The following is a 12,743-nucleotide window of genomic DNA, read 5'->3' on the forward strand; positions in this document are numbered from 1 at the left end:
TGAGGGCCAGCCATCATACATACTTCTTCCATGTTTAGACATCCTAAACATTGGAGGTGAAAAACTTGGATAATTCAGATTCTAAAAAGGTCGAACAGAATAATAAAAATAAGCAGAGTAGTAAAGTCGGAAGTCTTGAATATACAACAGAACAACTTATGAACGGGATGAATGGAATTCAAGAAGCATATCTCACTAATATGGATGATGATGATGAAAAAGAAACACCTAATAAATAATGATTGTAAGTAAGCATAGCTATATAGTTATGCTTACTTAATTTTGTTCTTCTTTGTATGGAATCCTCCGAAATCCAGAATGGATAGTTATTTCAATATTCTAAAAATTAACTTGACTTTATTAGGAATTGAAGTGATATAATGTATATAGTAATAGTGTATACAGGTAGATTGCCGAAGTTATCTGATCTACATTGTATTCAATGTCTCAAAATTGACTTAGATGAAAAGATGAATATGAAAAATAACTGTCAAATCTAATAGACTTCGTTTAGCAACGAAGCTAACCTTAGATCAAAACCAGTTATATCAATTATTTCTTATTGATATAACTGGTTTTTTTTATTTTATCATTCACTTTTTTACTGTTTCTTCCTAAGTCGATAAAATTCAACTGCTGATTGACCTCCATTCGATATCTATTTTTTAAACAGTTCCATTAAAACATGTAAAGATCCACCGGAGGAGATAAGCAGAAAGCAATGTTCAAATGGTATAAAGTATTTTAAATCTTGAAGCAGGGGTGGGAATTATATGATAGGTACGAAGCAAACTAGACTCGCAATAGATGTAGGTGGAACATTTACGGATGTTTTTGTTTTTGATGAAAGTACGAAGGAAATTTCAATAACCAAAACATCGTCTACTCCATTAAATCCTGAGATTGGTATATTAGATGGAATCGCAAAAGCGGAAATAGATTGTGAAAATATTAAAGTGTTTTCCCATGGTACGACAGTGGGTACCAATGCCTTGATTGAAAGAAAATTGCCAAAGACAGCATTGATCACCTCTAAAGGGTTCCGAGATGTTTCAGAAATTCGCCGTGGAACCAAACTCGAGTTATGGGATACATATGATGATGTAGCCAAACCGTATATTCAAAGAAGAGACCGTTTTGAAGTGGAAGAACGCACCGACTATTCAGGGAACGTTCTGACAGAAATCAATGAAGAGGAAGTACGGTTACTGGCTAGGAAATTAAAGAAACGCGGTACTGAGTCCATCGCAGTTTGCTTCATTAACTCGTATGTGAATGGAAGCAACGAAGCTAAAGTGAAACAAATCATTCAAGAGGAACTGTCGGATGTCTACATATGCATTTCGAGTGAAGTCCTCCCTGAAATTTTTGAACATGAGCGCATGAGTACGACGATTGTCAACGCGGTTTTAGGACCGACTGTAAGTAACTATATCAAAACGCTAGAAGGAGAAATGAATAAAAGAGGATATAAAGATGATATTTTAGTTCTTCATTCTGGTGGCGGAGTAATGACGTCACAAACTGTTCCACGTTATGCTGCAAGATTGGCTAGCTCCGGTATTGCTGCAGGTGCCATCGCTAGTAAACATATTGCTCAACTATGCGGGTTTAATAATGCGATTGGGCTGGATATGGGAGGAACGAGTACCGATATTTCCTTGATGCATGAAGGTGATTTACGGATTACAAAAGATTGGTACATAGAGTATGGATATCCGATTGGATTTCCAAGCATCGAAATTCTGACGATAGGTGCAGGCGGCGGCAGCTTAGCCTGGGTAGATGAAGGTGGTTCTTTACGAAACGGACCTCAAAGTGCAGGGGCTGTTCCTGGACCTGCTTGCTATAGCAGAGGCGGAGTAGAACCGACTAATTCAGATGCAAATATAGTATTAGGACGCCTTGGCACAAAACTATTAGACGGACAAATGGAATTGGATAAAGAAAAAGCGATGGAAGTTGTGGATAAAATCGCTAAGAAGTTCAATTATACAATTGAAGAGGCGGCGAATGCCATTACACGGGTGGCCAATGCCAATATGTGTGATGCGCTACGGTTAATTTCAGTAAGACGCGGATATGATCCACGTGATTTTGCACTTGTAGCTTTTGGTGGGGCTGGTCCTTTACATGGAGCATACCTAGCAAAGGAAATGGAAATCCCAACTGTTATCATTCCTCCACACCCAGGTGTTGCCGCGGCAATGGGATGCCTGCTTGTTGACGTTCGTCATGATATCTCCAAAACATATGTTAAGAATGTTAAGGATGTGTCGTTAGAGGATTTAGAGAAAGAGTTTGTTGGAATGGAAAAAGAGGCCGAGGAATTATTGCAAGAAGAAGGAGTTTCTAAAGATGCTTCTACCTTGATGCGATATATTGACATGAGGTATATGGGGCAATGGCGTTCATTGGCAATAGAAGTTGACTGTCCAATCTCTTCATTAGAAGAGACTCTGAACCGTTTCCATCAAGAACATGAACGGGAATTTTCTTTCTCTGATAAAGAACAAACTGTGGAAATATACGGGCTGCTCGTTACGGCTATTGGAACTGTGCCAAAACCTGAATTTCCTACCTATGAACCTGGTGGCACGCTTGAGGATGCTTGGAAAGAAACGCGTGATGTTTATTTTGAAGAAGAAGGTTATGTAAATACAAACGTGTATAACCGAGAACTAATTCCGGCTTTCTCTGAAATTCAAGGGCCAGCCATAGTAGATCAGCTCGATACAACGACTGTTATTCCTCCAAACTTCACGGCCAAAGTTGATAAATATAGGAACTTAATTCTTTCACTAAATAAATAAAAAGAGGTGGATTCTATTGTCGAATAAACAGTTAATTGACCAATCTGGAGTTGGAACCGGGTTAGATCCCGTGACATTTGAAGTGATAAAAAATGGCTTCGTTAACCTTGTAGATCAGATGGCTGAGCAGATTCTTCGGACATGCTACTCCTTTGTTATTTATAACCGAGACTTCAGCTGTGCTCTTTGTGATGCAGAAGGAAATACAGTTATGCAAGGAACACAGGATATTTCCGTCCATGTTGGAACACTGCATCTTACTGCAAAAGCGGTACTGGAAGACTTCGAAGGTGATATCCACCCTGGAGACGTTTTCTTAGTCAATGATCCGTATCGTGGTGGTACTCATTTCAATGACACTCGGGTGCTATTGCCTGTCTTTCATGGTGAAAAGCTTATTGCGTTCATGCAAACAAATGGTCACTGGGCAGACATGGGAGGATCAACACCAGGATCCTTTGATATTAACGCCAAAGAACATTTCGGTGAGGGTGTAAGAATTCCACCTCTTAGAATTTATAGTAAAGGAACGTTTTTAAAAGATGTGGTTAATGTTCTCGTTTCGAACATGCGCGTTCCAGAAGAACGGGTAGGGGACCTGCGAGCTCAAGTGGAAGCCGCGAAAGTAGGCGAGCGTCAGCTGTTTGCTATCATCGAAAAGTATGGAATCGATACAACTTTGTCCGCTTTTGCCGAAGTGCAGAATTATGTAGAACGGTTAGCAAGAGCCAAGGTTGCGGCTTTGCCAAACGGTACATGGGAGACCGTTGATTATATTGATATGGATCCTGAAGTAGGAGATGGATTAATCCCGATTAAGGTGAAGATGACCATCACAGATGATGAAATTCTTTATGATCTTTCTGGTTCCCACTCTTATATTGGCTGCTTTTTAAATGCAGGTTTCGGGGCTTCATTATCGGCTACGTATTCAGGTACCAAGACATTTTTCCCTGAGATTCCTTTGAATTCTGGTTTTTATAGAGTGGTAAAGGTTGAACTGCCTGAAAACTCAGTCGTCAATGCTCCTGCACCGGTGGCTGTAACAGGATTTTGTTCAGGGGCATATGAAAAAATCATGAGTGCTTGTTTTGAACTTTGGTCTAACATTATGCCAGAGAGAGCCATTGCTTGCTCGTTTAACCTCGAGTATTTACTGATCGGCGGGTGGGACCAACGTCAGGAACAAGATAAATATTTTATGTGGTATGACTGGATGGCTGGCGGGCATGGAGGCCGTTCCGATCGAGACGGTGTGAACGCCACTTCACCAACATTCGGTTTGGGACTCAGCGTTCAGCCTTGTGAAGGTCAAGAAAGATTGTCACCTGTTGTTACGATGAAACATGAAATTATTACAGATTCAGCTGGTCCTGGGAAATACCGCGGCGGGTGCGGTGTAGAAAAAGGCGGAACTCTCACAAATGTCAAAAACACGGTAATGTCCTATTGCTGTGACCGTTCTCGTTCGATAACATGGGGTATTTTTGGAGGACTGCCTTCTTCTCCACATGGAGCATGGCTTAATCCGGGCAAGGAGAACGAACAATATTTAGGGGCGATTTTTTCAAATGTAAAAGTGCAACAAGGGGATTCCTTTGTACGCCCATCAGCAGGGGGCGGTGGTTTAGGGGACCCGCTTGAAAGAAGTCCAGAAGATGTTATGGAAGATGTTATTGATGAGTATGTTTCAATCGAGAGAGCCAAAAAAGATTACGGTGTGGTTATTAATGAAATCGATAAAGATCTGGATTTGTTTGAAATAGATTATGAAGCAACAGATCTAGCTAGATCATATATAAGAAACAATCGTAAACAATGGCTTGAAGAGAACGTTCAAGTTGTTGAAGAGAAATTCGCGAATGGTGAGCTGGATAACCTGGATGTCATTCGTCAACATGGAGTCATCATAGATTATGCAACTAATAAAGTACTGCCAGAATCAACAAAACAATTCCGTGAATCTATGAAAACCCGTACACTAGCTTATTGGAAATAAGCTGACACTACCAAGCTAAGAAAAATTATTATGACTTGTAAATGAGAGGTTCCGATTAGATTCGGAACCTTTTTTTAGCTTTAAGGGGAACTTTCTATTTAAGAAGGATAAAACTTCGCCAATAGAGAATGTATTAGTAACAAAAATCACAGGGGAAATGTGCCAAAAAGGGAGTGGAGAATAGTGAGTTTTTCTTTAAATGAGGAAGATAAAATAATGGAATTCCTTGTGCAAAACAAAAGTGAAGTTGAGGAACAGCTTTTGTCGGAAGCAGTTAATGTCAGAGAGAAAATTGAAGAAATCTTGTTGATTGGAAATGTAGACCTTTTGAATAATGCACATAGGCTGATCCGTTATATCGTGGAGCAGAATGAGGATGATATGATTGCCTTTGCCGAAAAAGAAGGAGTAGTCTGGGCAACTTATTCCTTAACTCTCTCGTTCAAATTGGAATGGATCCAAGCTATCCGAAGAACGCTGTGGAATTTTCTTTATGAATTTGAGAAATTAAAAGATGTGTTTAACGATTCGAAAGTCTTTTTCGATTTAGAGAAAAAAGTGAACGAAAAGGTTGATGTTTTCCTTAAATCTTTTTTTATCAGTTATTCTGATTATAAAGACAAATTGATTCTAGCTCAGCAAAACTTGGTAGAAAATCTATCTGTTCCTATCATTCCAATCACTCCCTCTACCTGCGTTCTTCCGTTAATTGGATCGATCGATGAATCGCGTATGCGTATAATCGAGGAAAAGGTATTGATGGAAATAGGTAAACTGAAGATTCAAATCTTGATCCTGGATTTATCTGGTATTCTTGAAATGGAGGTTGAGATCATTAATCAATTAATGAAGATTCTCGATGGGACCTCGATGATGGGGTGTAAAGCTGTGATTACTGGATTACGCCCAGAAATTGTTACAAAAATGATTCGTGCAGGGCTTTGTTTCGATAATAAAGCAGAGATAAAGGGGACGCTACAGCAGGCCTTAAGGGATTATATGGTTGTGAGTTAAATCGTAACAGTTAAAGGTCGCCATGTAGTGGTGACTTTTTTTTGTAGGTAATATGGAATATAAAGGGAGGTTCTTTATTGCTTTTGTCGAACTGAAGTAATTAGATATAAATAGGAAGGAGGTATAACACATAATGTATTGCACTGTGTACTGCAAGGAAGGGAACAGTTTGGGTACTGAGCAAATCCAAGCTGTGAAAATTAACCATTGTTCAGTTGGCAGCTTTAGTTGATAAAGGAGAAACTACATCCGTTAACCTACTTCAAGAGTATATAATGAGAATTGTTAAATACAATAAAAATGGGCCAACACTTAATTCTATTTTAGAATTAAGCCCCAGATATAATATACATAACCGAATGACTGGATTTAGAACAAAAAGCCTCGGCACTTTGTAGGAAATTATTGATAGAACCCGCCTAGGCTAAATAATTAATGAAAGGTATGGAAGATGATATTGTGACAGTCTTGCCTCGCAATAACCTGGATAGATTAGTAATTCTAGAACAAATGTGGGCCAATATTGTCACGCGCGATGGCATGCCTGAGAAAGATAGTATGACCAGCTTACTATTGAAATGAAGAAAGGAAAATTAAAAATGAATAGAAATGCACTATTCCAACTCTCTTTGGCTATGACCATATTTGGAACTGTCGGTTTTTTCTCTGAACTCACAGGCCTTCCGGCAATGGAACTGGTTTTTGTTCGTTGCATTTGTGCTGCAGTATTCTTATGTACTGCTTGGGTAATGACAGGGAATTATAAGAAAGAGATATGGAATTTCAAAGAGACACCTTTGATCATTCTCTGTGGGGGAACCAACTTATTAAACTGGATATTCCTCTTTAAATCGTTTGAATTGATATCCGTGACGATTGCTATTTCACTTTATCATTTAGCTCCTATGATTGTTCTTATTATAGGGAGCTTCATCTTTAGAGAGAAATTGACATTGTTCTCTATCGTAGCAATCTTTCTATGTTTCATTGGAACATTATTTATTATGGGAACAGATGGGTTCCGGTCATCATCTCCTGAATGGGAAGGAATTATATATGGAGTGCTTGCGGCCCTTTTCTATGCAGCAACAATGATTTTAGGAAAGAGCATTACAAAGACAAGTGTGTATGCCACCACTTCTCTTCAAATGTTTATAGGTATTCTATTACTAGTTCCGTTTATTGATTTTTCAACCTACACAGTCCTACATTCAGCGGAGTGGTTTTATGCCATTTTCACTGGTATCGTTCATACAGGAGTTGTGTACCTTTTGTTTTTTAATAGTATTCGTCACCTGCCTACAAACATAGTCTCTTTTATGATTTTTGTAGACCCGTTTGTTGCTATACTTTTAGATATCTTGATTACTGGATTTCATCCAGATTTGCTTCAATGCCTTGGAATTTTATTAATTTTCAGCGGATTGTTTTATGTACTTAAGGCTCCTAAAACCCTTACAGAATCCGAAAACAAGGTTATGTAGAAGAGTAGGGCAGACACTGTATGATTAGAGTGCAATTGAAGATAGTCACCACACAGTCATTATAGTGAGTTGCAAAAGCAGGTATAACTTTTGAATAAGGAGATGAATTATGTTTAGGGTAATCTTAGAATTACTTCGCATCGTAGCTATCATTTTTATTCTTGGAAGTTTAATGGGAGCTTTAGTTAACTTAATCTATGCGGGTATGGAAATAAACGTAGATAATACTACTGGTGGATGGTTTGTTGGTGTAGCAATCTTAATTATACTTTTTGTATTCTATAGAAATCGTCTTCAATTTTCAGGGTTTTATAAAGGTAAAGGAAAAGAAAAACTCTCAAATAAAATAAGTATTTTCTTAATTTGCTTTTCAATGTTAATGATAACGATTGCTCCCTTATTTCGCTAACTGGTGCTTTACTTCAATAATGAAGGTTGCTGCGGCAGCCTTTTTCTTATTGAGAGCTACAGGGCTGGTAAATGGATAAAGATTAATAATAAGGCTTGGTAGTGGCGAAGATTGCGAAGTTTATGATGCTAATTAAAAAGGGTTTATCAGTGATACAGACTGATAAACCTCTACATTCATATTATTGAACATCTAATCACTTTTATTTCTTTAATGTTAAAGAGCGTTTCCATGAACCATTCCATTTAAATCCAATAGGGTGTCCGGCAACTATAACACCTAGCACATATATGTCTTCAACAGTTATGTTAGCAGTATCTTTTGTACTGTTCTTTTTACTGAAGGATTTCTTCCCATCTTTATGTAACCAGTCAACTTCTAAATTAATACCAGTCAAGTAAGAATCGTATTCAGAAACTGATACAAACTGAGGTTTTTTATTAACCAATTTATATTTATATTTATATTTAATTCGAATATTCTTGTATGAACCTAGTATAATTTTCCCGTTTTGAATTGGTGCCCACCAACTGAGAAGTTTTGAGCCATTCTTTGTAGTAGCAAAAGTTTGCATTCTACCGGTGTATTCTTCATCTTCAGAAATTAAAATTTCTTCATTAACTTCAACTTCATCTTCTTCTTGAAGACCTTTTACGAATTCTTCAAATTCTTCTGTTGTATCAAACTCTAATTCTGTTGGATTAATAGTTTCTGTTGAATCATTCAAGTCAACTGTTTCGAAACCATAAGTTTTTTCTAATTGGTTGATTTCAGCATTAATGTCCTGTTGAGTAGATGATGATTCTGCGAAAGTTTGAATAGGATTAGCTATCCCGAGCATAAATAAAGTAAAAACACATATGATGCTTGAAAACTTTTATTACCCACTAATAAAATATGATAGTATGAAACTATAATAATATTAACATAATTTCGAAAAATAAACAAAATATGTAATTAAATACAATAGGTGGTAAAAAATGTTTTACAAGAAATTGTTCTTAATTAGTTTGGCTGTGACTATTGTTGCAGCATTCGTGTTACCACAAATCGGCAATGGATACGGGATACCTTTGAATTGGATAATCTATAAAGGTGATGGAGAGGTCACAAATATTCTACAAATATTTCAGTATAAGATTTTTAAACACACACAGATTAAATTAGGTTTACTTGTACTAAATACTCTCATGCTATTTGCGACTTTAAGTATAATATTTAAACTATATACGAAAATGGACAAAGCAAGATAGGAACAGTGTATAACATCGAATGCCGAAACTAATTTTAAAAGTCTAAATTGGAAACTTCCTTTAATAGAAAGGGGTTTTATAAGATGAAAGTAAAGTAGCAATATCACTTTTTTATACCATTTTTGGTGTACTGGATATTCTTCTTATTAAGGTTATACCTGCAATATTTATTCTATTTACTATTGAGTAAAACTTCACAGAAATGATAGTACTATAAAAGGTTAATCAAATCGTAAAATTAGTTTAATTAACCTTTTCATTTATAAAAAAATCATGTAATTATATATACTTGATGATTAATCTTAGTATAAACACCAACTCAAAGTTCTAATTTCCAATCGACCTATCCTCACTTCTACAGCTGTGCTTAGTATGCTTCTTACGGTTAAGCACACATTCCCAATAAGGTACAAGTACTCTAATTTCGGTACTTTCTTATTGGGAATGAAGTTTTGGTTCTAGCATTGGCAGTATGTAAAGTATGTATAGTTGATTAAGGAAAAGTCATCAATGTAAATAATTTATTAAAATTTCATCATTATCTAATCGTTAGGTATGATGATTGGTACTAAAGTACCTTATCTTAAATCTTGGAGGGGTAGTATGGTTAAATTTAGAATGGCCACAGCAAAAGACCTAAATGAAATTGTACAAATGCTTGCGGATGATGAATTGGGGAGGACGAGAGAACGTTACGAAAATCCTCTTCCTGAAAGCTATCTAAAAGCATTTGAATCAATTGATTCAGACCTGAATAATGAATTGATTGTTGCGTGCCTTGGTGAAGAAATTGTTGGTGTTCAACAGATTACTTTTACTCCATATATTACACATCAAGGTGGTTGGAGAGCTACTATTGAAGGGGTTCGAACGGCATCTACAGAACGGGGAAAAGGGATAGGAACCCAATTAATCCTATGGGCAATCGAGCGTGCAAAAGAGCGTGGCTGTCATATTATTCAGCTAACAACTGATAAAAAGCGAGAAGAAGCGCTGCATTTTTATGAACGTTTAGGATTTAAAGCGACTCATGAGGGTCTAAAAATGAAGCTTTAATTCAACTAATGGGACAATTTTTCAATAAAGAAGGTACGAACGTTTACTCTTTGTTAAAATCAATTTAATAGAGGTCGCAAATGAAGTTATCGCAGCCTACGGCAACTTGAAGAAAGTTTTTATTTGAAGGGTATTTATGGAAAAAACATATTGTTCTTGAACTAACGGATGCTTTACTTTAAAATCGGAGCTGTCATTGTGATAGCTTTTTTTGTTGTTTGAAGTGTTTTTTTTGAAAGTTCCATGTGGATTTGGAAGTTTCAAGTGAGTTTCTAAACCGTTCGTAAAAGTACATCTTAGCGAATTTTGGAACAGAATTTTTACTCTAGAACAGACGAAGAATCTGATGGATCCGGATGATGTGGCAGATATCAATTGTGGAAAGGTCACAGCCTAGAAAATATTTAATTGTAGAATAAGTAGTAATTATAACTATATGGGTGAGGATATTCGTATAGACAGTTATCTGTCGTTTACTAATTATATGGAGAGAATAATAAGTGTGGTAGAAAAGAACATTTGCTAATGTTATCTGCAATAGACTTGGCAAATCATAGCTTGGAAGGCATACAGAGGATTATCAAAGTAGCTTTTTAATAAAGCTGAATAGAAACAAGTTTTTCTAATGATACGTAATAATTTTGGAGGAAATACAAATGAAGACGATTTTTATTAACGGTACCTTTTTTACTATGGACAAGGAAAATCAAATCTTTGAAAACGGCATGATGATTGTGCAAGATCAACTCATATCCTACATCGGACCGCATTCTGAAGAGCAATTGGCAGATGCAGATCAAGTGGTCAACCTTGGCGGAAAATGGATTATGCCAGGCCTTGTGAATGCTCATTCGCATATTGTGATGACCCTTTTACGAGGGATCGGAGACGACATGTTGCTGAAGCCCTGGTTGGAAACGAAAATATGGCCGATTGAGAGCCAGTTTACAACAGAAATCGCCTCTGTAAGTACTCAGCTTGGCATTTTGGAAATGTTAAAATCAGGAACAACTACATTTTCGGATATGTTTAATCCTAATGGAATAGATGCGGGTGCTGTTATGGAGACGATAGGCGAAACAGGAATGCGCGGAGCCTTTTCCTACACGATTTTTAGCTTAGGTACGGAAAAAGAACAAAAGGCGAATCTCGCGGGGGCTGAGCAGTTTTCTAAAAACTATAAAACGTTTGCCGATGGCCGCCTGACTACCATGGTCGCGCCACATAGCCCGTATGCTTGTACGCCTGAGGCGATTGTTGAGAGTGCACGGATTGCTAAAGAGAATGATTTGATGGTGCACATTCACGTTTCGGAAACGGATTTTGAGATTCTGGACATTGAAAAGCGATACGGATTTCGTCCTGTCGAGCACCTTCGCCGTTTAGGTCTCTTCGATCAACCAACCGTGATGGCCCATGGAGTGGTTCTCAACGATGAAGAGCGAGCGATATTAAAACAGCATGATGTAAGGGTTGCCCATAATCCAATTAGTAATTTGAAGCTGGGATCTGGGATTGCAGATATTGTCAGTCTTTTGGATGCCGGGATTAAAGTGGGGGTTGCAACAGATGGCGTAGCTTCCAATAACAACTTCGATATGTTCGAGGAAATGAGAACGGCTGCATTGCTTCAAAAAGGCATTTATAAAGATGCCACCAAATTCCCTGCTCAAACGGCACTGGCCATGGCAACAAGAATGGGAGCCGAAGCGATTGGCATGGGCCATACGGGTTCTTTGGAAGTAGATAAAAAAGCAGATTTCATTTCTATTTATCCTTATAATAAAGAGCATCTACAACCGCTTAGTGAAGCATATTCGCATTTGCTTTATGCGGCACGCGGAAATGATGTATGTGATGTATACATTGATGGTAAGATGGTTGTAAAAGACGGCTGCAGCTTAACGATTGATGAAGAAAAAGTAATTGCCGAAGTGAATCGATTGCAGGGTACCCTTTCACGATAAAATAAAAAAAACCTGTAATTACCATGATGTTCAGTTTATTAAAAGTTTTATTTACCGGATATCTGATACCATATTGGAAGGGAAGTAAGATTTTAACGAACTTAAACTGATCAAAATGAACAAACGGTTGCTTTATTTCGGTAAAGGAGGTTGCTGAGGCAGCCTCTTTTCAAATGCAACTAAAGGGGCAGTTTCGCTTTTAAAAAACTATACCTAGAATAGATTGGTTGTTAGAATTTAACTAATGACAAAGGAGGTAATGACTTGAATACCGAGCAAAAATTATTTGATGCAGTTACTAACTTAATAGAAAAAAGATACCCCGAAGGTTGGGGCGGAGCAGCAGCAATGGCTTTAGAAGACGGTTCAATACTCACAAGTGTCGCTCCTGATATAATAAACGATTCGACAAATCTGTGTATAGAAACAGGAGCTATTTTAGAGGCGCATAAATTGAATAAAAAAATTACGCATTCGATATGTGTAGTTCGTGATGATGAGAAGTCAGAGTTTAAAGTGCTTTCTCCCTGTGGAATTTGCCAAGAAAGACTATTTTATTGGGGGCCAACAGTTAAAGTAGCTGTTACTTTACCCGGACGAGACCTAACTTTTAAAACATTATCAGAAGTACAACCGTATCACTGGACAGCAGCTTACGAAGAATACAAAGAAAAATGGAATGATAAATAAACACATATTCCCTCTAATAGGGTAATGGTTCTTTCAACGAGGATAATAAAATAACCTC

Annotated in this window: 11 protein-coding genes; 10 read left to right on the top strand and 1 reads right to left on the bottom strand. The window is 37.3% G+C overall.

Annotated elements, in window-relative coordinates; all coding sequences use genetic code 11:
• The first annotated feature begins 65 nt into the window (after nt 1–65).
• The 6 genes from JFU24_RS20630 (at nt 66) to JFU24_RS20655 (ending at nt 7,719) form a co-directional block, all read left to right on the top strand.
• Entirely contained in the window at nt 66–239 is a 174-nt protein-coding gene (locus tag JFU24_RS20630; protein WP_157444338.1) for a hypothetical protein, read from the top strand.
• 534 nt (nt 240–773) lie between these two features.
• Nucleotides 774–2,813, top strand: coding sequence for a hydantoinase/oxoprolinase family protein (locus tag JFU24_RS20635; protein ID WP_201250373.1), 2,040 nt, complete (start codon nt 774–776; stop codon nt 2,811–2,813).
• 16 nt (nt 2,814–2,829) lie between these two features.
• Nucleotides 2,830–4,812 carry a hydantoinase B/oxoprolinase family protein gene (locus tag JFU24_RS20640; protein ID WP_207196191.1) on the top strand — a complete coding sequence of 661 codons (1,983 nt, stop codon included), beginning with the start codon at nt 2,830–2,832 and terminating at the stop codon, nt 4,810–4,812.
• 183 nt (nt 4,813–4,995) lie between these two features.
• Nucleotides 4,996–5,826, top strand: a complete 831-nt coding sequence (locus JFU24_RS20645; RefSeq protein WP_201186759.1) for an STAS domain-containing protein — start codon at nt 4,996–4,998, stop codon at nt 5,824–5,826.
• Between the two features lie 599 nt (nt 5,827–6,425).
• The gene (locus JFU24_RS20650; protein ID WP_201250374.1) at nt 6,426–7,310 is read left to right on the top strand and encodes a DMT family transporter; all 885 of its coding nucleotides are present in this window, start codon (nt 6,426–6,428) and stop codon (nt 7,308–7,310) included.
• A 109-nt stretch (nt 7,311–7,419) separates the two neighbouring features.
• Nucleotides 7,420–7,719, top strand: a complete 300-nt coding sequence (locus JFU24_RS20655; protein ID WP_207196189.1) for a hypothetical protein — start codon at nt 7,420–7,422, stop codon at nt 7,717–7,719.
• Nucleotides 7,720–7,921: 202 nt separating this feature from the next.
• Here the strand turns inward: JFU24_RS20655 and JFU24_RS20660 are convergent, their stop codons facing one another.
• Complete coding sequence (locus JFU24_RS20660; RefSeq protein ID WP_201250375.1) at nt 7,922–8,560, bottom strand: hypothetical protein; 639 nt, start codon at nt 8,558–8,560, stop codon at nt 7,922–7,924.
• Between the two features lie 139 nt (nt 8,561–8,699).
• On the opposite strand from JFU24_RS20660, the gene JFU24_RS20665 reads away from it, so the two are divergent.
• The 4 genes from JFU24_RS20665 (at nt 8,700) to JFU24_RS20680 (ending at nt 12,685) form a co-directional block, all read left to right on the top strand.
• Nucleotides 8,700–8,972: a hypothetical protein gene (locus tag JFU24_RS20665; RefSeq protein WP_201250376.1), complete on the top strand. Its 273-nt coding sequence runs from the start codon at nt 8,700–8,702 to the stop codon at nt 8,970–8,972.
• Between the two features lie 603 nt (nt 8,973–9,575).
• Nucleotides 9,576–10,028 carry a GNAT family N-acetyltransferase gene (locus tag JFU24_RS20670; protein WP_201186753.1) on the top strand — a complete coding sequence of 151 codons (453 nt, stop codon included), beginning with the start codon at nt 9,576–9,578 and terminating at the stop codon, nt 10,026–10,028.
• 638 nt (nt 10,029–10,666) lie between these two features.
• Complete coding sequence (locus tag JFU24_RS20675; RefSeq protein ID WP_201188056.1) at nt 10,667–11,995, top strand: amidohydrolase family protein; 1,329 nt, start codon at nt 10,667–10,669, stop codon at nt 11,993–11,995.
• A gap of 264 nt (nt 11,996–12,259) precedes the next feature.
• On the top strand, nt 12,260–12,685 hold the full coding sequence (locus JFU24_RS20680) for a cytidine deaminase (protein ID WP_201186751.1): 426 nt from the start codon (nt 12,260–12,262) through the stop codon (nt 12,683–12,685).
• Nucleotides 12,686–12,743 lie beyond the last annotated feature (58 nt).

It is taken from the genome of Peribacillus sp. TH27 (assembly GCF_016650915.1).
In the GTDB taxonomy this organism is placed as follows: domain Bacteria; phylum Bacillota; class Bacilli; order Bacillales; family DSM-1321; genus Peribacillus; species Peribacillus butanolivorans.